Annotated in this window: 18 protein-coding genes and 1 other annotated feature; all 18 genes read left to right on the top strand. The window is 37.8% G+C overall.

The window, feature by feature from the left end:
* The first annotated feature begins 2 nt into the window (after positions 1 to 2).
* The 18 genes from ACTWP4_RS20460 (at position 3) to ACTWP4_RS20375 (ending at position 22,711) form a co-directional block, all read left to right on the top strand.
* Positions 3 to 2,999 (top strand): alpha-mannosidase, encoded by a 2,997-nt coding sequence (locus ACTWP4_RS20460; protein WP_443130641.1) that lies wholly within the window; start codon positions 3 to 5, stop codon positions 2,997 to 2,999.
* A 122-nt stretch (positions 3,000 to 3,121) separates the two neighbouring features.
* A complete protein-coding gene (locus ACTWP4_RS20455) occupies positions 3,122 to 5,182 on the top strand; it encodes a GxGYxYP domain-containing protein (RefSeq protein WP_443130640.1) in 2,061 nt (686 codons plus the stop codon).
* A gap of 257 nt (positions 5,183 to 5,439) precedes the next feature.
* Positions 5,440 to 6,615, top strand: coding sequence for a GNAT family N-acetyltransferase (locus ACTWP4_RS20450; protein ID WP_443130639.1), 1,176 nt, complete (start codon positions 5,440 to 5,442; stop codon positions 6,613 to 6,615).
* Positions 6,616 to 6,767: 152 nt separating this feature from the next.
* The gene (locus tag ACTWP4_RS20445) at positions 6,768 to 7,463 is read left to right on the top strand and encodes an MgtC/SapB family protein (RefSeq protein ID WP_443130638.1); all 696 of its coding nucleotides are present in this window, start codon (positions 6,768 to 6,770) and stop codon (positions 7,461 to 7,463) included.
* Positions 7,464 to 7,585: 122 nt separating this feature from the next.
* A complete protein-coding gene (locus tag ACTWP4_RS20440; RefSeq protein WP_443130637.1) occupies positions 7,586 to 8,050 on the top strand; it encodes a CtsR family transcriptional regulator in 465 nt (154 codons plus the stop codon).
* 12 nt (positions 8,051 to 8,062) lie between these two features.
* A complete protein-coding gene (locus tag ACTWP4_RS20435; protein ID WP_443130636.1) occupies positions 8,063 to 8,605 on the top strand; it encodes a UvrB/UvrC motif-containing protein in 543 nt (180 codons plus the stop codon).
* The gene (locus ACTWP4_RS20430; protein WP_443130635.1) at positions 8,602 to 9,678 is read left to right on the top strand and encodes a protein arginine kinase; all 1,077 of its coding nucleotides are present in this window, start codon (positions 8,602 to 8,604) and stop codon (positions 9,676 to 9,678) included. The genes ACTWP4_RS20435 and ACTWP4_RS20430 overlap by 4 nt, the downstream gene beginning before the upstream one ends.
* A 1-nt stretch (position 9,679) precedes the next feature.
* Positions 9,680 to 12,106, top strand: coding sequence for an ATP-dependent protease ATP-binding subunit ClpC (gene clpC / locus ACTWP4_RS20425; RefSeq protein ID WP_443130634.1), 2,427 nt, complete (start codon positions 9,680 to 9,682; stop codon positions 12,104 to 12,106).
* Between the two features lie 450 nt (positions 12,107 to 12,556).
* On the top strand, positions 12,557 to 13,927 hold the full coding sequence (gene radA, locus ACTWP4_RS20420; RefSeq protein ID WP_443130633.1) for a DNA repair protein RadA: 1,371 nt from the start codon (positions 12,557 to 12,559) through the stop codon (positions 13,925 to 13,927).
* Between the two features lie 122 nt (positions 13,928 to 14,049).
* Complete coding sequence (locus tag ACTWP4_RS20415; RefSeq protein ID WP_443130632.1) at positions 14,050 to 15,147, top strand: PIN/TRAM domain-containing protein; 1,098 nt, start codon at positions 14,050 to 14,052, stop codon at positions 15,145 to 15,147.
* A 742-nt stretch (positions 15,148 to 15,889) separates the two neighbouring features.
* Positions 15,890 to 16,582, top strand: coding sequence for a 2-C-methyl-D-erythritol 4-phosphate cytidylyltransferase (gene ispD, locus ACTWP4_RS20410; RefSeq protein ID WP_443130650.1), 693 nt, complete (start codon positions 15,890 to 15,892; stop codon positions 16,580 to 16,582).
* On the top strand, positions 16,582 to 17,058 hold the full coding sequence (gene ispF / locus ACTWP4_RS20405) for a 2-C-methyl-D-erythritol 2,4-cyclodiphosphate synthase (protein ID WP_443130631.1): 477 nt from the start codon (positions 16,582 to 16,584) through the stop codon (positions 17,056 to 17,058). The genes ispD and ispF overlap by 1 nt, the downstream gene beginning before the upstream one ends.
* A gap of 83 nt (positions 17,059 to 17,141) precedes the next feature.
* Positions 17,142 to 18,608, top strand: a complete 1,467-nt coding sequence (gltX, locus tag ACTWP4_RS20400; protein WP_443130630.1) for a glutamate--tRNA ligase — start codon at positions 17,142 to 17,144, stop codon at positions 18,606 to 18,608.
* 38 nt (positions 18,609 to 18,646) lie between these two features.
* Positions 18,647 to 18,859: a binding site (T-box leader), on the top strand.
* A 140-nt stretch (positions 18,860 to 18,999) separates the two neighbouring features.
* Positions 19,000 to 19,659 carry a serine O-acetyltransferase gene (gene cysE / locus ACTWP4_RS20395; RefSeq protein ID WP_443130629.1) on the top strand — a complete coding sequence of 220 codons (660 nt, stop codon included), beginning with the start codon at positions 19,000 to 19,002 and terminating at the stop codon, positions 19,657 to 19,659.
* On the top strand, positions 19,649 to 21,049 hold the full coding sequence (cysS, locus tag ACTWP4_RS20390) for a cysteine--tRNA ligase (RefSeq protein ID WP_443130628.1): 1,401 nt from the start codon (positions 19,649 to 19,651) through the stop codon (positions 21,047 to 21,049). The genes cysE and cysS overlap by 11 nt, the downstream gene beginning before the upstream one ends.
* Positions 21,049 to 21,459 (top strand): Mini-ribonuclease 3, encoded by a 411-nt coding sequence (locus ACTWP4_RS20385; RefSeq protein WP_443130627.1) that lies wholly within the window; start codon positions 21,049 to 21,051, stop codon positions 21,457 to 21,459. The genes cysS and ACTWP4_RS20385 overlap by 1 nt, the downstream gene beginning before the upstream one ends.
* Positions 21,456 to 22,202 (top strand): 23S rRNA (guanosine(2251)-2'-O)-methyltransferase RlmB, encoded by a 747-nt coding sequence (gene rlmB / locus ACTWP4_RS20380; RefSeq protein WP_443130626.1) that lies wholly within the window; start codon positions 21,456 to 21,458, stop codon positions 22,200 to 22,202. Before ACTWP4_RS20385 ends, rlmB begins: the two co-directional genes overlap by 4 nt.
* Positions 22,202 to 22,711 carry an NYN domain-containing protein gene (locus tag ACTWP4_RS20375; RefSeq protein WP_443130625.1) on the top strand — a complete coding sequence of 170 codons (510 nt, stop codon included), beginning with the start codon at positions 22,202 to 22,204 and terminating at the stop codon, positions 22,709 to 22,711. Before rlmB ends, ACTWP4_RS20375 begins: the two co-directional genes overlap by 1 nt.
* The last annotated feature ends 43 nt before the right edge of the window (positions 22,712 to 22,754 follow it).

Raw genomic sequence — 22,754 nt, 5'->3', positions numbered from 1 at the left:
CAATGCCATACGAAATAATAAATAATGAAAAGCTACATCAAATGAAAGCCCTTATTCAAGAAAAAATCTATCACAAGCTACAGCCTTTAGAAGTAGAAGTGTGGGTGACCAAAGAACCAGTTCAGTTCAGCCAGCGAAATAAAGGAAAACATCTCCACATATCTATTGGTGACAAATGGGGGGAACTTTGGGATTGTGCATGGTTCCACTTTACCGGTAGAGTTCCTAGCCAAGCAAAGGGTGAAAAAGTTGTACTCTTAATTGATATTAATGGGGAGCTGTGTTTGGTTGATCAGAATGGCACCCCCACACAGGGATTAACAAATGTGAATTCCGAATTCGAATTAGCCTTAGGTAAACCAGGAAAAAGAATTGTTGAATTTGCAGAAAGAGCTTCAGGGATGGAAGAGATAGATCTTTGGGCGGATGCTGGTTGTAATGATTTGTTTGGTAATTATAAGTCAGGAACACTAAAAGAAGCAATGGTTGCCATCTGTTATGAGGAAACACGTAAGCTTTATTATGATGTGGAGGTGCTACTAGAATTAGCTGAACAATTAGAAGATGATTCAATTAGAAAAGCAAGAATTCTACAGACATTGTATGATGTATCACTTTTACTAGTCGATTGGTCTGAGGAGAACGTTAGGAAGTCTAGAGAGCTTCTTACGCTACCATTACAAAAACAAAATGGTGATGTTGATCTAACAATTAGCGCTGTTGGCCATGCCCATATTGATTTAGCTTGGTTGTGGCCAATAAGAGAAACAATCCGAAAAGGTGCTCGGACATTTTCAACAGTACTTCGTAATATGGAAAAATACCCAGACTATATCTTTGGAGCTAGCCAGCCACAATTATACCAATGGATGAAAGATTACTATCCCAATTTATATGAGCAAATAAAACAACGGATTACTGAAGGCCGTTGGGAAGTTCAAGGCGGTATGTGGGTCGAACCTGATTCGAATATTCCTAGTGGCGAATCATTAATTCGTCAAGTGCTTCACGGAAAAAAATTCTTTGCAGCTGAATTTGGTAAGGATGTTAGAACATTATGGGTGCCTGATATTTTTGGATATTCCGCTAGTTTGCCACAAATTCTAAAGCAATCCAATATTGATTATGTCATGACCCAAAAATTGTCTTGGAGTGAATATAACGATCATCCACACCACACATTTTATTGGCAAGGAATAGATGGAAGCAAGGTGTTAACCCATTTGCCACCAGAAGATACTTATAACAGTCCTGCTGCTCCACGATCTATCAAAAAGATAGAAAGAGAATATTATGATAAGAATATTTCAGAACATAGTTTAATGCTATTTGGCATTGGAGATGGCGGTGGTGGTCCGGGAGAAGAACATCTGGAGCGGTTGGAACGTGAAAGAAATCTTTTAGGGCTTTCCCCGGTAGTACAGGAACCATCCATTCAATTTTTTGAAAAGTTAGAAGCCTCTACAGACAAATACAAAACATGGACTGGTGAGCTCTATTTAGAAAAACATCAAGGTACATTGACTACACAGGCCCGTAATAAAAAGTACAATCGAAAAATCGAGAAATCACTACGAGAATTAGAATTTGCAGCAACCCTTACGATGGTTAATGGAATAAAAGAATATCCAGCTACAGAATTAGATTCCATATGGAAGGAAGTTATGTTATACCAATTCCATGATATACTACCTGGATCATCGATCAGTCGTGTATATGATGAATCGCTGGTACGTTATCAAAAGATACACGAGCAAGTAGAAAATCTAATAGCTGAACACTACCAGGCATTGAATCAACACCTTCACTTAACTGGATTAACTTTTTTTAATTCGTTACCTTGGACCAGACGTGAATGGGTAATGTGTAATGGGAAATGGAGAAAAGTAACAATACCATCCATGGGCTACATTGCAATAAATGATAAAGATGATCCAGGAATGATACCTGAAAACATGGACTTGAAGGCTGAAGATACATTACTTGAAAACGATCTGATAACCATTGCTTTTAATCAAGACGGTACGATTAGATCGATATATGATAAGGATAATAAAAGAGAAACGATAGCTAGTAACTGTTCAGCAAATCAATTAGCAATCTATCATGACCATGGAGATGCATGGGACTTCCCGACCAATTATAAATCAGTCCCAAAGATGCGCCCTAAACTTGAGAAAGTCCAATGTGATGTGGATGGTCCCATTGCATCTGTTATACATCTTTATCGATATGGGAATTCGACTATACAACAATCTGTGGTTATGACTTTGGGCAGCAGACAAATTGATTTTAAAACGAAAGTAAATTGGAATGAATCGAACAAAATGCTTCGTACTTCTTTCCCACTTAATTTAAGAAGTGATCATGTCCATTGCGATATTCAATTTGGCTATTTAAATCGCCCAACCCATCGCAATACGCAATGGGATTTTGCAAAAGATGAAATATGTGCACATCATTGGATAGATATGTCTGAGCCTAATTATGGCGTTGCACTTTTAAATGATTGCAAATATGGTCATCGTGCTGAAGGAAATGAGCTTGACATTAACTTATTACGAAGTCCAGCCTATCCCGATCCAAATGCAGATCGAGCAGAGCATGAGTTTGTTTACAGTTTTTATCCGCATAAGGGTGACTTGATCGAGGGGGAGGTTTGTAAAAAAGGCTATGAGTTGAACATACCAGTTCGTAAAGTGGAGGAAACAGAAGTAGATACCGCTAATAAAGGTATTTCAGATTCTTTTATTCAATTAAATGGTGGAACAGTAATGATCGAGTCCATCAAAAAAGCAGAAATCAATGATGATATTATCATGCGTTTATACGAAACATCCGGAAGTCATACAAGTACCGAACTAAAACTAAACTTTGACATTCAGGAAATAATTGAGACCAATTTGTTAGAACAGCCTAAACAGTTAATACCTGTAGATAGTCCTATTCAGTTTACACCATTCGAAATTAAAACATTTAAAATCAAACCAAATAAATGACAGCGTAATCACTATGGATCTTAAGGGGGTGATTTCACTCCGTAAATTTTATAATTTAAGCAGCTGGTAATTTTTGATGGGGAAAGCGGTATTTCATAATTCTGGACGAAGGAGGAAAATATATGATTCGCAAGTTAGTGATGACATGTTTAACCTTGTTTTTAATCCTGTCTGGTACTTCGAGTATCCAAGCTAAGGAGTCAGAAGCAGAATCCGTAAAAAATGGAAAAATCAAATGGCCACAAACCCAGGCTTTACCTACTTTTGCTAAAGCAAAGCACCTTGATGTTGTTGATTTAAGAGAAAATACAGGTGATGAGAAGCTATTATTTACTACACTGCAAGGAAATGTGAATCGGGAGCGACCAAGGATTTATTTTATCGAAACAGATTATGAAGAAGGGGATTTCACATGGTTAAATGATTTGGACGTCCCATATAGCATCAAGGAAAATCCTTGGGATCTATTATTGAAATATAAAAATGAAATATCTGGAGTGATAGTCTATGATCCAGAAGTGGAAGACTCCATCAATGTGGCTACAACGATGGCTGGTTTAGAACAAGCAGTAGTAGCTAGCCCTGAACTAGCAGACAAACTTACAGAAGCACCATTTAATCTTACTATAATGGAGGATTTGCGAGGACGTTTCGATAATGGGATGGATGCTTATAAATGGCAATATGAAAATCTATGGCCTAGAACGACTCACCGTATGTTAATAGGTTTAAATCCTACAAGAAGTGTGGAACTACCTGAAGATAATTGGGCTGATTTTCAAGTTATTGCTGAAGAAGAGGAAGAAATCAGAGACAGTTCTAACCGGGATATATATGATTTAGACCTGTCTGAGTTCCTCGGAAAAGAAGCGGTCTACCTTCGTTTTCAAGATGCCTTTACGAATGATGGATGGGGTCCAGCTGTCCATCAGGTAACAGTGAAAGCGGATGGGCAGATCATTGCACAGTTTATACCTGGTCAAGCAGATGAAGAACCTTACTTATATGATGGTTACCATTCAAGTTCGGATGAGCGCTATGATGGACACCGATGGGCAGATAATGGTAATTACTTTATCTACAGATTTACACCACCAGAGAATACAGAAGAATTAAGTGTTTCCGTAGATATGTGGAATCAATATAAGGTCTCTGCATCAGATGTCCAACCAATTGCAGCGGGTGAAACAGAACCGTATGGATATTTGAGAGATTATGCAGTGGCAAATCGTGCAATGGTATTCTGGCTTGATTCGAATGTTACGGAAGAAAAAGAATTATTTGAACAAATCATGTCTGATGTTGAGCCAAACACACCATATTTAGGCTGGTTCGATAATGATGTTGCAGGAGAGTTTAGTTCAACAGAGCTTGCCTCTGAACATAGTGTATATGTACTTGCAGCGGACTGGTTTAACAACATGACCGTATTTTCCGGGATAAAAGAAAATATAAGCCAACAGAAATCAATAGCTGCTCCAGAACTGGATAATAAAATTTATATTACTTTTACATTTGGTGAAGGTGACAACCTTCAATATAATCAACATAAGCTAAGAGAATTATGGGATGATGAAGCAAGAGGAAGTGTGCCGATAAATTGGACTACAAGCCCACTTCTATATGATGTTGCTCCATCCATACTAGGTCATTATCAACAAACAGCTACGGATAACGATCTTTTAATAGCTGGCCCTTCTGGTGCAGGTTATATTTATCCTACTCCTTGGCCAGATAATACATTTGATTTATTTGCAAAACAAACAAAGAGGTATATGCAACGTACCGGGATGGACATTATTTATGCACTAAATCGTGTTGATGAGCAAAATGTACCTTTGACCGAATCAAAAGTACAGGACTACATCGATTATGTTGATCCACAAGGAATATTCCTAAGCTGGGAAAGTAATACAGGAACTTCGATCTTAAATGATCAACTGCCACAGTCAATTTTGCGTGGTGTTAGCAGTGTTAGCGAAGCAAAAGACGCTATAGCAGAAGCTTCTGTTGAATGGGATGGAAATGCACCATTATTTATCTCGATGGGAATGTTATCATGGTCTCTTACACCATCAGATGTGGTAGAAATTACGGATTCTTTAGGCTCGGAATATGAGGTTGTCCGAGGTGATCAATACTTTGAATTAATTCGCGAGGCTAATAGATTATCAAATAAGTAAACTGTATTTCTCGGGTCTATGAAGATATAGGAAAACCTCAGAGAATTTTCTCTGAGGTTTTTCGAATGTCTAGATTAGTATGCTTTTTTGCAAATCCGAGCTGAAGTTTAAAAAAGAGTGAATTTATTTTACCTTTTGTTGAAAAATTTCCTTAATTTATGTAACTTTGTACTTAACCAATTTTTTATAAAGTGATGAATTTCCGACTATATGCAGGCTTTCGTTAACATTAAAAATATAAATAATGAGGTGAAAAAATGCAGGAGAAAATAAGAAAATTATCAAAAGAAGATTATCCTGAAATATTTAAATTATCTCAATTTGCTTTTCAGTATTCCTTATCTCAAGATGAATTAATTGAACAGGAGGAAGAAGCAGAGCGTCATGAAATATGGGGATGGTTTGAAGATGAACAATTAAGTGCAAAAGTCCATATGATTCCTCTAAATGTAAATATTAATGGGAAAGCAATGAAGATGGGAGGAGTAGCGGCAGTAGCCTCCTGGCCAGAGTATAGAAGAAGTGGGAAAATAAAAACACTGTTACAGGAAGTGTTACGTTCCATGAAGTCATCGGGACATACTATTTCTTACTTACATCCCTTTTCTGTCCCGTTCTATCGTAAATATGGATATGAGCTTACTTTTAACCAAAGAAAATATAGGATACCAATGGATAGTCTAAAAAAGAATTGGAGGGCAAGCGGTTATGCAAGAAGGAATAAAGATAAGTATGAGGATTTGCAAAAAGTATACTCAACATATATATCTAGATTTAATGGGGCATTGATACGAGATGAGAGGTGGTGGCATCAAAGAATTATTAAAAAGCATACTAGGGTAGTCATCTGTTATAATGAACGAAATGAAGCGGAAGGGTATCTTTTATACCATGTCAAAGATCAAATATTACATGTAGAGGAAATGGCCTATGTCAACTTAAATGGGTTAAGACTTGTTTTGCGATTGATAAGCAACCATGATTCTATGGCTACAAAGGTTGAAATGACTGTACCTGACAATGATTATTTACCAATGCTGATTGATGAGCCTCGTTATGAGCAAACAGTTGTCCCTTATTTTATGAGCAGAGTTGTTGATGTTTTCTCTTTTTTACAAGATTATCCTTACAATCAAACTACAGAAATCATGCCTGTTAAGTTAGTCGTGCAAGATGACTTCTTACCAGAAAACAATCGCACTTATTATCTAACAAAAGTAAATGGGAAAGTTGACGTCAGTACTGAGGAGCCGAATGGGTTGGAATTTGGCTGGATCACTTGCTCTGTACAGTATTTAACATCCATGTTCTTAAGCTATAATAGACCAACTGAACTCACTGAATTACAATTAATTGAAGGTGACAAGAATGGTTTACAATCCTTAGAAAATCTTATTTCGCACAAACAAACCTACTTACCAGATTTCTTTTGAATCATCCTTTTACAGAAGGATGATTTTTTCAAAAAGTGAGATGAAATTTAAAAGTTTAATTTAAGGGAATTTAAAAAAAAGAAATAATTTTGCCTTTAAAAGGGTATAAATGAAATATCTGCTAATTAAAGAAATGTTAAGGGGGGCTTTTTTTGTTTCAGGAAATATTTGATGCTGAATTTATCCAGTCTATTACAAGGCTAGCTATTGCACTTATATTGTCAGGACTTATCGGTTTTGAAAGAGAATTGAACAAACATTCAGCAGGCTTTCGCACTCATATTTTAGTGGGAGTAAGCTCTTGTTTAATGATGCTCTTATCCATTAATGGCTTTGATTCCTTTATAGAAAATTATGAGAATATTCGATTCGATCCAGCTAGAATTCCTTCTTATGTCATAAGTGGAATTGGTTTTTTAGGTGCGGGTACAATCATTGTCCATGGCGGTACTATTAGGGGACTGACAACTGCTGCATCTATTTGGGCTGTTGCGGGCTTAGGCTTAATTGTTGGTATTGGGATGTATAAAGAGGCTTTTGTGACAACACTGATCATTTTAATTAGTTTGGTTGTCTTGAATAAATTTGAACAAAGGCTCCATCGTAAAAATCATCATATAGTTTTTGAAGTAAAGCTATCGAAGGAAAGAAATGCTTCAAAATTTATCGAGCACGTACAATCTTTTCCGATTGAAATTCGGGAGTTTGATATTTCTAACGAAAGCCCGGAAATAACAAAAATTAAAATGTACATTGATGCTATTCATCAGAAAAAACGGGAGAACTTATATGAATGGTTATTAGAACAGGAAGATATTAAAAAAATCAAAATCCGTTTTCGGTCATAAGTGGTTTGAGAAACAGCAAGAAAGGTTATAATAATGAAGACCAAATAGTTTTCAACCAAGCCAACATACAGTATAATAAATATATAGTCAAATATAGTCAAAGTCAGATTGGAGGAGGGAAGATGCGTAATATTTCAGATATTATTGAAGAATATTTGAAAGAAATCATGCAAAGCAACCAGCATAAAATCATTGAGATCAAGCGTAGTGAAATTGCTGATCGCTTTGAATGTGTACCTTCTCAAATTAATTATGTCATCAATACACGATTTACTTTGGAGAAAGGGTACTTAGTAGAAAGTAAACGTGGTGGTGGGGGCTATATCCGTATTAGTCGTATTACCAATGAAGATAAAGCAAAATTAATAGACGAAATTATTGAAATGATCCAACCAAAAATCTCACAGCAAAAGGCGATCAATATATTAGAGCGCCTCTTGGAAGAGGAATTAATCACCAAAAGGGAAGCTAAATTAATGGTTGGTGCGATTGATCGTAATACGCTCTCTTTTCAGCTGCCAATTCGGGATGAGATTCGTGCCAGAATTTTGTCAGCAATGCTTAATACCTTAAAATACCAATTTTAGGAGGTGTACGGTATGGAATGCCAAGAGTGTAAACAAAATCCGGCAACCGTCCATTTTGCTCAAGTGATAAATGGTGAGAAGACAGAAATTCACGTCTGTCAGCAATGTGCAAAGGAAAAAGGTTATGTGTCTCAAGAAGAAGATGCCTATTCATTACACCACCTTTTATCAGGACTGTTCAACCCAAACTCTAATGCTATGCACCACCAGTCACCTAAAACAAACGAGAAAGAGTTACAATGTGATAAATGTGGTATGACGTATCAACAGTTTGCTAGGGTTGGAAAATTTGGTTGTGCATCTTGCTATCATACTTTCTCGGAACATTTAAACCCGCTTTTCCGCAAAGTGCATAGTGGTAATACTGTTCACGAGGGAAAAGTCCCTAAAAGAGTAGGTTCTGATATTTACCAACGTAAAAAATTGCGTGATTTAAAGGTTAAATTACAACAGGCCATTGCAGATGAAGCCTTTGAAGATGCAGCTGAAATTCGCGATGAAATAAGGTCATTAGAGCAGAATCTAAACCGCTACGAGGAGCGTGATGATTCGTGAGTTTAGAGCAATTTATGAATGAAGCGATTAGTCCTTGGTTAAAAGAGGATGGTCCTGACAGTGATATTGTGATGAGCAGTCGTGTCCGATTAGCTCGAAACTTTGAACAGTCACCTTTTCCATTGGTTGCTAATGAAGAGCAGATGGAAAGCGTCCTTTATTTTATGGAAAAGGAATTTAACCATAAATCTTACTTACAATATAAAGATTTAGAATTTGTTAAAATGGGTGAGTTAAAAGATGTGGAAAAGCAGGTATTAGTGGAGAAACATTTAATAAGTCCACATTTAGCTGATAAATCAAAGCATGGCGCTGCCCTTATTTCTAAAAACGAACAGGTATCGATTATGGTCAATGAGGAAGACCATATTCGTGCTCAATTATATTTCCCGGGATTTCAATTAGAAAAAGCCTTGGAACAGGCGTTTCAATTAGATGACTGGCTAGAAGAAAAAATAGATTATGCCTTTGATGAAAATAGAGGATATCTTACAAGCTGTCCTACCAATGTTGGTACTGGCTTAAGAGCATCTGTGATGATGCATTTACCTGCACTTGCGATCACACGTAAAATCAATCGAATGATCCCTGCAATCAACCAATTAGGTTTAGTTGTCCGTGGTATTTATGGTGAAGGCAGTGAAGCATTAGGTAATATTTTTCAAATTTCCAATCAGGTAACGTTAGGGCGTTCTGAAGAGGATATTATTGACGACTTAAAAAGCGTTGTCGATAAATTAATTGAGCATGAAAGACATGCTCGAAACTTATTAATGGAACAATCAGAGCTAGAATTAGAGGATCGTGTATTTCGTTCCTATGGTGTTCTGCAGCATAGTCGTATTATCGAATCCAAAGAAACAGCAAAATGTTTATCTGATGTTCGTCTGGGTATTGATCTCGGATTCATCCATCACATATCTAAATCTATTCTGAACGAATTGGTTGTTTTAACACAACCAGCGTTCTTACAACAATATGCAAAAAAAATGCTGACACCGAATGAACGCGATATTTTTCGTGCATCCTTAATTCGGGAACGCTTTACATTGGAGCAGAAGGAGGAATATTAAAATGATGTTTGGACGCTTTACAGAAAGAGCGCAAAAAGTTTTAGCACTATCACAAGAAGAAGCTGTACGATTAGGTCATAATAATATTGGCACTGAACATATTTTATTAGGACTTGTGAGTGAGGGAGAAGGAATTGCCGCAAAAGCTCTCTATGCAATCGGTCTTGGCGCAGATAAAATCAGAGATGAAGTGGAATCTCTAATAGGTAAAGGAAACGAAGTATCCCAAACGATTCACTATACACCTCGAGCGAAGAAAGTCATTGAGTTATCTATGGATGAAGCACGTAAATTAGGCCATTCTTATGTAGGAACAGAACATATTTTATTAGGTCTTATTCGAGAAGGTGAAGGGGTAGCAGCTCGTGTATTAAATAACCTTGGTGTTAGCCTTAATAAGGCACGTCAACAAGTGTTACAACTGTTAGGGAGCTCAGAATCAGGTGGCTCTCAAAATGGACGTAACAGCCAAAATAATAGTGCGAGTACCCCAACATTGGATTCACTTGCACGCGATTTAACCTCTATTGCAAAAGAAGGGAATATCGACCCTGTTATCGGTCGGGAGAAAGAAATCGAACGTGTCATTCAAGTATTAAGTCGTCGTACAAAAAATAACCCTGTTTTGATTGGAGAGCCTGGTGTCGGTAAAACAGCAGTAGCGGAAGGATTGGCCCAACAAATCGTTCAAAATGAGGTACCTGAAATACTTCGTGACAAGCGGGTAATGACTCTTGATATGGGTACGGTAGTAGCTGGTACAAAATATCGTGGTGAATTTGAAGATCGCTTGAAAAAAGTAATGGAAGAAATTCGTCAGGCAAATAATGTAATTCTTTTTATTGATGAATTACACACATTAATTGGTGCCGGCGGTGCTGAAGGCGCTATTGATGCATCAAATATTTTAAAACCATCGTTAGCCCGTGGAGAATTGCAATGTATCGGTGCAACTACATTAGATGAGTACCGTAAATATATTGAAAAAGATGCTGCATTAGAACGTCGTTTCCAGCCAATTCAAGTGGATGAACCATCTGTAGAAGAGTCGATACTGATCTTACAAGGGTTGAGAGATCGTTATGAAGCACATCACCGCGTGACGATTACGGATGAAGCAATTGAAGCAGCAGCAAAGCTTTCGGACCGTTATATTACAGATCGTTTCTTGCCAGATAAAGCGATTGATTTAATTGATGAGGCAGGTTCCAAGGTACGCCTGCGTTCTTACACAACACCACCTAATTTAAAAGAGTTAGAACAGAATTTAGAAGAAGTACGTAAAGAAAAAGACGCCGCAGTTCAAAGTCAAGAGTTCGAAAAAGCAGCAGCTTTACGTGATGATGAGCAACAATTAAGAAAAGAACTAGAAGAAACGGAAGCGAAATGGAAAGAAAAACAAGGTCAAGAGAATTCAGAAGTAAGTATAGAAGACATTGCAAGTGTTGTATCAACATGGACCGGGGTACCGGTATCAGCTCTTACCAAAGATGAGAGTGAACGACTATTGCAAATGGAAGACATTTTGCATAATCGATTAATTGGTCAGGAAGAAGCAGTCAAAGCTGTTTCCAAAGCAATTCGTCGTGCAAGAGCAGGTTTAAAAGATCCAAAGCGTCCGATTGGTTCGTTTATTTTCTTAGGACCGACTGGTGTTGGTAAAACAGAGCTTGCACGTGCATTAGCTGAATCAATGTTTGGTGATGAAGATGCAATGATTCGAATTGACATGTCAGAGTACATGGAGAAACATGCAACATCACGACTTGTCGGTTCGCCTCCAGGATATGTAGGCTATGAAGAAGGCGGCCAATTAACAGAGAAAGTACGCAGAAAGCCATACTCTGTTGTCTTGTTAGATGAGGTAGAGAAAGCACATCCGGAAGTATTTAATATTTTGTTGCAAGTTTTAGAGGATGGACGCTTAACGGACTCTAAAGGTCGTACTGTTGACTTCCGAAATACTGTTTTAATTATGACCTCGAATGTTGGAGCAAATGAACTAAAACGTAATAAATATGTTGGCTTTAGTCTTGGTGATGAAGAACAGGATTATAAGGATATGCGATCTAAGGTAACAACGGAATTAAAGAAAGCTTTCCGCCCAGAATTCTTAAACCGTATTGATGAAACAATTGTCTTCCATTCACTAGAGAAGAAACATATGAAATATATTGTAGAGTTAATGGTAAAAGAATTACAAAAACGTTTAACTGAACAAGAAATAGACTTTGTTTTATCTGATAAGGCGATTGAAAAAATTGCAAATGAAGGATTTGATCCAGAATATGGTGCTAGACCATTACGTAGGTCAATTCAAAAGAACGTAGAAGACTTATTATCAGAAGAGCTATTAAAAGAAAAAATCACAAAAGGGCAAAAGGTAACGATTGATATAGATAAATCAGGAGAATTCAAAGTCGTATAAAAGCTTAAGTCGGAAGGATCATCCTTCCGATTTTTTCAATACTACAATCGGATGCATGTAATCATTTCAAGTAAACATAAACTACGAAGTAACTGGAAATGGATTTGCTCTCCTCCATTTTGATTCTAGTTGAGTGCAAAGTCACCGCTGCGGAAAAAATACTCGCTTTCCGAGGAAGCTGAAGCCGTGCCCATGGAAAGCGCAGTACTCTGCCGTAGCAAATGCTAGCACTCACCTTAAATCAGAATGAGAGAAGCTACACTAAGTCAAATTTTCACAACTTCGCAGTTGTTATTTACAGTGGTGTGTTGGTATAACGTGATATGGGGATGGATAAGATTTAAAGTTTTTACTTTTTTTACACTTTTTACATACATCTTTAACTAAATTGATAGATCTTTGTAACTTATAGGCAGGTATTTTCGTATATAATGAAAGGGAGCGATACTTTTGGCTAAGCGAAAAACTAAATTTGTTTGTCAATCTTGTGGTTATGAATCACCCAAATGGATGGGGAAATGCCCAGGGTGTAACGAGTGGAATACTTTAGTAGAGGAAGTTACAGCTGCTAAAACAGCAAGAGGCAACTGGGCAACAGGCTCTACCACAGCGCAGAAACCGGAAAGAATAACAAGTATTCAATCACAGGAAGAACCAAGAATCAAAACGAGAATGCAAGAGTTAAACCGTGTACTCGGTGGTGGTATCGTAGCAGGTTCACTAGTGTTGATTGGTGGAGACCCCGGTATAGGGAAATCCACGTTATTGCTGCAACTTTCCAGCCAATTGGCACAGCGCGATCTAGATGTGTTATACATTTCTGGAGAAGAATCGGCAAGACAAACAAAGCTGAGAGCAGACAGATTGGATATTTCATCAGACAGACTATATGTGCTTTCAGAAACGAATCTAGTAGATATCGCAAATCAAATTGATCAATTGAAACCAGGTTTTGTTGTTATTGATTCGATTCAAACTATTTATAAAGAAGAAGTGACAAGTGCTCCAGGTAGTGTTTCACAAGTTCGTGAATGTACCAGTGAATTAATGCGCATTGCCAAGCTAAATCATATACCTATTTTTATTGTTGGGCATGTGACGAAAGAGGGATCTATTGCTGGTCCTAGGCTGCTTGAGCATATGGTAGATGCTGTATTGTATTTTGAAGGGGAAAGACATCATACATTCCGAATTTTACGAGGAGTAAAAAACCGGTTTGGCAGTACGAATGAAATGGGTATATTTGAAATGAAAGAAGAAGGGTTAACAGAAGTATTAAACCCATCCGAAATTTTTTTAGAAGAACGATCACAGGGTGTAGCTGGTTCAACCATCGTTGCATCAATGGAAGGAACAAGGCCAGTACTTGTGGAGATACAGGCATTAATATCTCCTACCAGTTTTGGTAATCCGCGACGAATGGCAACAGGAATAGATCATAATCGAGTTCCGTTATTAATGGCTGTATTAGAAAAAAGGGTAGGCTTAATGTTACAAAACCAAGATGCATATGTGAAAGTAGCGGGTGGTGTGAAATTAGATGAGCCTGCTATTGACTTGGCGGTTTCGATTAGTATTGCTTCCAGTTTTAGAGACCGGGCGCCACACCCAGATGATGTGTTAATTGGAGAGGTTGGACTTACGGGAGAAGTACGAAGGGTATCGCGAATTGGCCAACGTGTACAAGAAGCTGCTAAATTAGGATTTAAGAGAGCGATCATCCCAGCTAAAAACTTGGATGGTTGGACGGTTCCATCGTCTATCGAAATTATCGGCGTGAATTCCGTACAGGAAGCAATTAAAGTAGCATTAGGAGATTAAGAGTGTACTCTCCATAAAACGCGAATATATTAGAGAAAAATGTATGCTTGCTGATAAAAAGTATTAAAAAAATGTATAAAATTTTGGTAATAGGAGAGACTAGTCTATAGGAGGTGACTGTGGTGCTAAAACGATTCGTGCAACTATTTTTTATTATTGCAGGTGGTACCGCTGGATATTTATATATTCCAAGTTTATGGGAATTATTAGGGTTTGAAGGTACATGGTTAACGTCTGATTATGCGCCTTACGTGGGGTTAGTATTAGGAGCAATTATTTTATTTATTCTATCTATATGGATTTCTGATTTTATTGTGAGTTTCTTTACTTGGATTGAAGAGATGTTAATGAAAGCCCCTGTAGCGGATTTATTATTTGGTAGTTTAGGTATTATCATTGGTTTAATTATTGCCTATTTCTTAAATGATCCGATTCAATCGATTGAAATACGAGTGGTTTCACAGGTGGTGCCTATCTTTTTAAGTGTACTCCTAGGTTATTTTGGATTTCAGGTAGGATTTAAAAGAAGATATGAATTTTTGAATTTATTTACATTACCTAAAAAAGAAAAAAAGAGATCTTTAACAGCAGAAGAGTCTAATGATGAATTACCAAAACCAAAAATTCTAGATACAAGTGTGATCATTGATGGAAGAATTGCGGATATATGTCAAACGAACTTTTTAGAAGGAACGATTATTATCCCTCAATTTGTCTTGGAAGAATTACAACATATCGCTGATTCATCAGATGCATTAAAAAGAAATCGAGGTCGTAGAGGCTTGGATATACTAAATCGCATCCAGAAGGATTTACCAATAAATGTAGAAATATATGAAGGTGATTTCGAGGAAATCCAAGAAGTCGACAGTAAATTAGTAAAGCTAGCAAAAGTGATGTATGGGATTGTCGTAACGAATGACTTTAACTTAAATAAAGTTTGTGAATTCCAGAAGGTACCTGTGTTAAACATTAATGACTTAGCAAATGCCGTTAAACCAATTGTATTACCAGGTGAAGAATTAGCGGTACAAGTCATTAAAGATGGTAAGGAGCAGAACCAAGGTGTTGCTTACTTAGATGATGGTACGATGATTGTTGTGGAAGAAGGTAAAAACTATATCGGACAGAACATCGAAGTCGTTATAACAAGCGTATTACAAACATCAGCAGGTCGAATGATCTTCGCTAAACCAAAATTGCTTGAAAAAGCACTCTAAAAAAGGTATAACTTATAAAGGATAGACAAAAGTGATAACATCCATGTTATCACTTTTTGTTAGCTTATATTTACACTTTCAGATCGTTCAAATTGAAATATAGAACTACACAAAAAAACATATACTGCGAAGTAACTGGACATGGATTTGCTCTCCTCCATTTTGATTCTAGTTGAGTGCAAAGTCACCGCTGCGGAAAAAATACTCGCTTTCCGTGGGGAACGCTTCAGCCTCCTCAACAAGCAAAAATCGCTTGTCTGCGGGGTCTTCAGACTGTTCCTTTCCCACAGGAGTCTCGCATTTTTCCCGCAGCTTAGAATAGCGTTCTGATAAAAGGACAGGAAATCAAAAGAATAGAGTTCCTTAAGTTCCGTTCTTACAATAATCAGAACACTAAAATTAGCGGAGGCAGAGTACGGAGACTCCTATGGGAACAGCGCGAGCTGAAGATCCCGCAGGAAAGTGATCTTCGCTTTCCGAGGAAGCTGAAGCCGTGCCCATGGAAAGCGCAGTACTCTGCCGTAGCGAATGCTAGCACTCACCTTAAATCTACACCAAGTCAAATTTTCACAACTTCGCAGTTTTTATCTAATAAGAATTATGTGGAAAGAGTAAATGATTCAGATTCATTCTGTCCTTTGGTGATGATACAATCAACGGATGAAGTATAATTAAACTTCGCTGGAACAAGATGGGGAGAGAATAGTAAGGCTAGTAATTAGAGATTGGGGTGGCCCGCATGATAAAATATAATATGATTGTGTTAGCGGCAGGGCAAGGTACACGCATGAATGCAGGCAAAAACAAGCAGTTTATTGAACTATTAAAAGAACCATTGATTATACATACCTTAAAGAAATTTATCCAGGATAACTGGTGCCAAAACATATATTTAGTTATTAATCCAAACGAGCAAAAGGAAATGGAAGATTTGATAGCTACCTATCAATGGCAAAACCAAATTACTATTGTTCACGGTGGAGGAGAACGACAAGAAAGCGGCTATAAAGGATTACTCGCCATCAGCGCAGAAGATCAAGACATGGTCGTCATGATCCACGACGGAGCTAGGCCTTTTGTTGAGCAAGCCCATTTACATGAGTTAGCTCGCGCCGCAAAAGAGAAAAAAGCATCACTGCTCGCTGTACCTGTCACCGATACGATAAAAAGAAAAAAAGGTGACAAAATAGAAACATTGGATCGTTCGACATTGTGGGCTGCACAAACACCACAAGCCTTTGAATATCAATTAATAAAAAAAGCACATGAGCAGGCAATAGCAGCTGAATATCTAGGAACAGATGATGTGTCGCTCGTCGAGGCATTAGGAGAACCAGTAGATGTTGTTCAAGGCACTTATCAAAATGTAAAATTAACCACTCCAGAAGATATTATGCGAGCAGAAATGATTTTAGAGCGACAGGAGGAGCAATAATGTTTCGTATCGGACAAGGTTTTGATGTGCATCAATTGGTCGAAGGGAGACCTTGTATTATCGGTGGCATTGATATATCGTATGAATATGGTTTGTTAGGACATTCAGATGCAGATGTGTTACTTCACACAATTGCGGATGCGTGTCTAGGAGCAATTGGCGAAGGTGATATTGGTAAGCATTTTCCAGATACTGATCCCGCATTTAAAGATGCTGATTCTCAAAAATTACTACAGGAAGTATGGAAACTAGTAGAAGACAAAGGTTATAAACTTGGTAATGTTGATTGTACAGTAATTGCACAAGCTCCTAAGCTTGCGCCATATATTGCACCAATCAGGCAAAATATCGCCCGTCTCCTACAATGTGACCAGGAGCAAATTAATGTCAAAGCAACGACTACAGAAAAGCTTGGTTTCACCGGAAGAAAAGAAGGAATAGCTGCACAAGCAGTTGTACTCTTGATCAAGAAATAAAAACGTAACATTTTGTCGAAAATAATGGTAAAATAAAGATAATAGGTAAAAAAGACCGTAAAAATGATGGAGGGACAATAATAATGGGAAATGAAGTACGTGTACGTTATGCACCAAGTCCAACAGGCCATTTGCATATCGGAAACGCAAGAACAGCACTATTCAATTATTTATATGCAAAACATTTGGGCGGATCATTCATAATTCGTACAGAAGATACGGATGATAAGCGTAATGTTGAAGGCGGCGAAGAAAGTCAATTACGCTATTTGAAGTGGCTCGGATTAGAATGGGATGAAGGCGCAGATATTGGTGGTGAATATGGGCCTTACCGTCAGACAGAGCGTTTAGATATTTATCAGAAGTATGTTGACGAGCTGTTGGAGCGTGGTTTAGCATACAAATGTTATATGACAGAAGAAGAATTGGAAACAGAACGTGAAGAACAACGTGCTAATGGACAGGTACCGAAGTATTCCGGTGCCCATCGGGACCTTACTGAGGATCAAATAAAACAATTCGAAACAGAAGGTCGTAAGCCTAGCATTCGTTTCCGTGTTCCGGATAACAACACATATACATTCAATGATATTGTTCGTGGTAATATCACGTTTGAATCCAGTGATTTTGGTGACTGGGTTATGGTGAAAAAAAACGGTATTCCCACTTATAATTTTGCTGTTGCAATTGATGATCATCATATGAAAATAAGCCATGTATTACGTGGAGAAGAGCATATTTCGAACACGCCAAAACAGATGATGATTTTTGAAGCATTTGGTTGGGATGCACCACAATATGGTCACATGACATTAATTTTAAATGAAAATCGTAAAAAATTAAGTAAACGCGATGAACATATCCTGCAATTTATCGAACAATATAAAAACCTTGGTTACTTACCAGAAGCATTGTTCAACTTTATTACCTTGCTGGGCTGGTCACCAGTTGGTGAAGAAGAATTATTTACGCAAGAAGAATTTATTAAGATCTTTGATCCAGAACGGTTATCAACATCACCAGCAATCTTTGACCCTGCAAAATTAAAATGGATGAATAATCAATATATTAAACAGGCTTCTTTAGAAGAAGTGGTAGAATTAAGCTTGCCACACTTGATAGAAGCAGATAAGCTGCCAACTGATATGAACGCAGACCAAAAAGAATGGGCAGTGAATTTAATCAGTTTATATCATGATCAATTATCTTATGGTGCAGAGATTGTTGAGTTAACGGAGCTATTCTTCAAAACTGAGATTAACTATAATGAAGAGGCAATGGCTGTGCTAAAAGAAGAACAAGTGCCTGAAGTATTGGAAGGCTTTTTAGAACAGCTCGATAATATTGATGAATTATCACCTGAAGCCATTAAAGCAAGCATTAAAGCAACACAAAAAGCGACAAAGCAAAAAGGTAAAAAACTATTTATGCCAATTCGCGTTGCGACAACTGGACAAGTGCATGGCCCTGAACTGCCGAATGCGATTCATCTTTTAGGAGAAGATATTGTCAAAGCAAGATTGGAAAATGCATTAGAACAAATCAAATAAGTAGCAAATTTTAGCAAAGTCACTATAATAATAAGTAATAGGGTACGTTGACGAGGAGAAGTAATAGAAATAGCGCTTGTACAGAGAAAACCATCACAGGCTGAGAATGGTTGAAGCACGTTTCTGTGAAATGCACCTCAGAGTTTCTTCCTGAATAAAGTATGGAAGAACGGTTTACCACCGTTATCGGTCAGAGTGGAGGGAAGATTCATTCCCTAAACAGAGTGGAACCGCGCAAAAGCGTCTCTGGGGTATCAAACCCAGAGATGCTTTTTTTAGTTAGAAAAAATGAAAACTATGCACTGTAAGCGCACGAAAACATTCGTCTAAAATCAGAACGGGGAAAGTTTGTAATCAGTGCCTATATACAATAGGGGGGGGGTGATGATCCGTGGGTTTTTTCAAATTACTCAAAGAAGATATCGATGTCGTTTTTGATCAAGACCCAGCAGCACGAACCTATATCGAAGTCTGTTTAACGTATTCCGGATTACATGCCATATGGTCACATCGAATCGCACACGCCTTTTACCGAAAAAAATTCTTTTTTATCGCCAGAGTCATTTCACAAATCAGTCGCTTTTTTACAGGTATCGAAATTCATCCCGGTGCCAAAATCGGCAAACGATTCTTCATCGACCACGGCATGGGAGTAGTCATTGGAGAAACGTGTGAAATTGGAGATAATGTAACGATATATCAAGGTGTCACATTAGGTGGTACAGGGAAAGAAAAAGGAAAACGACACCCGACACTTAAAGATAATGCACTAGTTGCCACAGGAGCAAAAGTATTAGGATCGATTACAATTGGAGAAAGCTCTAAAGTAGGAGCCGGTTCTGTTGTCTTAAAAGATGTTCCGGATCATTCAACTGTTGTTGGGATACCTGGAAGAATTGTCATTCAAAACGGAGAAAAAGTGCGTAAGGATTTAGATCATCATAAGCTTCCAGACCCGATAAGTGAAGTATTGAAGGAAATGGATGATGAGGTACAACAATTAAAAAAAGAGTTAGAAGAATTAAAAGGAGCGAATCGAGATGACCATTAGTATATACAATACACTTACACGAAAAAAAGAGGAATTTAAACCAATAGAGCCGAATCGTGTCAAAATGTACGTGTGTGGTCCAACCGTGTACAACTACATTCATATCGGAAATGCACGTCCTGCGATTGTTTTCGATACGGTAAGAAGATACTTTGAATATAAAGGCTTCCAGGTAGACTATGTTCTCAACTTTACAGATGTTGATGATAAGCTGATCAACGCTGCTAAGGAATTAGGAGAAGAAGTCCCAACGATTGCAGAACGTTTTATCCAAGCATATAAAGAAGATGTAGGCGTCCTTGGCGTAAAAGAAGCGGTTCATCATCCCAGAGTGACAGAAACAATGGATGATATAATCAGTTTTATTTCTACCTTAATCGACAAAGGGCATGCCTATGAAGCGGATGGCGATGTCTACTTTAAAACAAGATCGTTTGACCAATATGGTAAACTATCCCACCAATCAATCGATGAATTAAGGTCAGGTTCCCGTATTCAAGTAGGTGAGAAAAAACAAGATCCGTTAGACTTTGCTTTATGGAAACAAACAAAAGATGGAGAAATAGCTTGGGACTCACCGTGGGGAAAGGGTCGTCCGGGATGGCATATCGAATGCTCGGCAATGGCTAAAAAGTATCTCGGTGAGACGATTGATATTCATGCCGGTGGTCAAGATTTAACATTCCCACATCATGAAAATGAAATTGCTCAATCTGAAGCGGCTAACGGTAAATCATTCGCAAATTATTGGATGCATAATGGGTATATTAATATCGATAATGAAAAAATGTCGAAATCACTCGGTAATTTTGTATTAGCACACGATCTCATTCAAAAGCATGACCCAAAAATATTGCGTTTCTTTATGTTAAGTGTCCATTATCGAAATCCAATTAATTTTAGTGATGCATTATTAGAGAGTGCCCAAAATAGCTATGACCGTATTGAAAATGCCTTAACAAATTTGGAGCATCGTAAAGAGTCTAGTGCAAATTTAGCTGACGATAATCAAACCTGGTTGGATAAAATAGAGGGGTTGAAACAACAATTTGAAAAAGAAATGGACGACGACTTTAATACGGCAAATGCGATAGCTATTATGTTTGATTTAGTTAAAGAAGCCAATCTTTATCTAAAGTCAGATCATACACATACAAAAGTAATCGACACGTTTACCGATACATTAACCGCCTGGTTAGAGGTGTTAGGTATTCCACAGAGAGATGAAGAAGCATTGCTGGATGAAGAAATTGAAGCATTAATAGAAAAAAGAATCGAAGCAAGAAAAAACAAAGACTTTCAACTGGCAGATCAGATTCGTGATGATCTGAAAGAACGTAACATCATTCTTGAGGATACACCACAAGGTACAAGGTGGAAGCGAGGTTAATGATGACAAAGCAGCAGCCAAGAGAAATGAAAAGTCTCACTCTCGCTTATATGGGGGATGTTATTTACGAAAAATACGTAAGAGAATATTTAATAAATAAAGGAACAGTTAAAGTGCAAGAGCTGCATCAACATGCCGTTCGATTTGTAAAAGCAACCTCTCAGGCAAAAATAGTTCATAAATGGTTGGATACAAACCAACTCACATTAGAAGAGCTGGCTATTGTAAAAAGGGGACGAAACGCCAAATCTGGTTCGGTCCCCAAGAACACAAGCGTACAAGCTTACCGATACAGCACAGCATTCGAAGCCTTAATAGGGTTTCTATACTTAGATCAGCAGCATGAGCGTTTAGAGTTACTCATAACACAAGCGATAGACATTACCGAGAAAGGAGATGGTCAAGAATGAGCGGAGAATGGATCATTGGCAAGAATACAGTAATCGAAGCACTGGAATCAGACCGTTCTATTCAGAAATTATATTTGGCAGAAAACCTCAATACATCATTAGCCAAGAAGCTCCAAGGTTTAGCGAAGGCAAAAAATGCCCCCGTCCAACGAGTACCAAAAAAGAAGCTAGACCAATTGGTTGACGGTAACCACCAAGGCATTGCAGCGCTGGTAGCTGCTTATGACTATGCATCATTAGATCAGATATTTGAAATAGCAGAAAAAAGGGATGAACCTCCATTCTTCCTAATTTTAGATGAAATAGAAGATCCACATAACTTAGGTTCTATTCTTCGTAGTGCAGATGCCACAGGAGTACATGGTGTCATTATCCCGAAACGTAGAGCGGTAGGTTTAACCGCTACTGTCGCTAAAACATCTGTTGGAGCTATTGAACATATCCCGGTAGTAAGGGTTACAAACATAGTACAGACGATTGAAGAATTAAAGGCCCGTAATGTATGGATTGTTGGTACAGAAGCAGATGCAACCGAGGATTATCGTAAACTAGATGGTCAGTTGCCTATTGCACTTGTCATTGGAAATGAAGGAAAAGGAATAAGCCGATTAGTAAAGAAAAATTGTGATTGGACAGTCAGTTTACCCATGATAGGGTCCGTCTCATCATTAAACGCCTCTGTTGCAGCAAGTATATTAATGTATGAAGTATTTCGAAAAAGAGACAAATATGGTGAGTCCTAATGGATGTACTCTTAGTAGATGGGTACAACATGATTGGTGCCTGGGAGGAATTGCAAGTTTTAAAGGAAAAGGATTTAGAACAAGCAAGGTTGCTGTTGATTGACAAAATGGCGGAATACCAAGCATATCGCAAAAGAAAAGTAATCGTTGTTTTCGATGCCTATGAGGTAAGAGGTTTAGAAAATAGACAACAACAGTATAAAGTAGAGGTAATTTTTACGAAAGAAAATGAAACAGCTGACCAATGTATTGAACGGCTTGTGAAAGAGTTTAAAAATGTACGGACGAAGGTTTTTGTAGCAACTTCTGACTACACAGAACAACGAACGATTTTTGCCCAAGGAGCATTCCGAATTTCTGCAAGGGAACTAGATATAGAATTAAAAAATATTCAAAAGGAGATCGAAGTAGATATACAAGAACATCAGCAAAATAAAATAAAAAGTAAAATTCCGTTGGATGACACCGTGTTGCAAGTGTTTGAAAGATGGCGCCGTGGTAATAAATAACAAAAGAGCAGTTGACGTAATTAAAGCGCTTCCTGTATAATGT

Source organism: Gracilibacillus sp. D59, from assembly GCF_052246695.1.
Taxonomy (GTDB): Bacteria; Bacillota; Bacilli; order Bacillales; family Amphibacillaceae; genus Gracilibacillus.
Note: the sequence above shows the minus strand (reverse complement) of the source record. Positions and strands in the feature narration are given on the sequence as shown.

Coding starts and splice junctions, on each gene's coding strand:
- ACTWP4_RS20450 (WP_443130639.1), top strand. CDS start 5,440: ATGCAGGAGAAAATAAGAAAATTATCAAAAGAAGATTATCCTGAAATA.
- ispF (WP_443130631.1), top strand. CDS start 16,582: ATGTTTCGTATCGGACAAGGTTTTGATGTGCATCAATTGGTCGAAGGG.
- gltX (WP_443130630.1), top strand. CDS start 17,142: ATGGGAAATGAAGTACGTGTACGTTATGCACCAAGTCCAACAGGCCAT.
- ACTWP4_RS20460 (WP_443130641.1), top strand. CDS start 3: ATGCCATACGAAATAATAAATAATGAAAAGCTACATCAAATGAAAGCC.
- ACTWP4_RS20385 (WP_443130627.1), top strand. CDS start 21,049: ATGATGACAAAGCAGCAGCCAAGAGAAATGAAAAGTCTCACTCTCGCT.
- ACTWP4_RS20435 (WP_443130636.1), top strand. CDS start 8,063: ATGGAATGCCAAGAGTGTAAACAAAATCCGGCAACCGTCCATTTTGCT.
- ACTWP4_RS20455 (WP_443130640.1), top strand. CDS start 3,122: ATGATTCGCAAGTTAGTGATGACATGTTTAACCTTGTTTTTAATCCTG.
- clpC (WP_443130634.1), top strand. CDS start 9,680: ATGATGTTTGGACGCTTTACAGAAAGAGCGCAAAAAGTTTTAGCACTA.
- ACTWP4_RS20375 (WP_443130625.1), top strand. CDS start 22,202: ATGGATGTACTCTTAGTAGATGGGTACAACATGATTGGTGCCTGGGAG.
- ACTWP4_RS20440 (WP_443130637.1), top strand. CDS start 7,586: ATGCGTAATATTTCAGATATTATTGAAGAATATTTGAAAGAAATCATG.
- cysS (WP_443130628.1), top strand. CDS start 19,649: ATGACCATTAGTATATACAATACACTTACACGAAAAAAAGAGGAATTT.
- rlmB (WP_443130626.1), top strand. CDS start 21,456: ATGAGCGGAGAATGGATCATTGGCAAGAATACAGTAATCGAAGCACTG.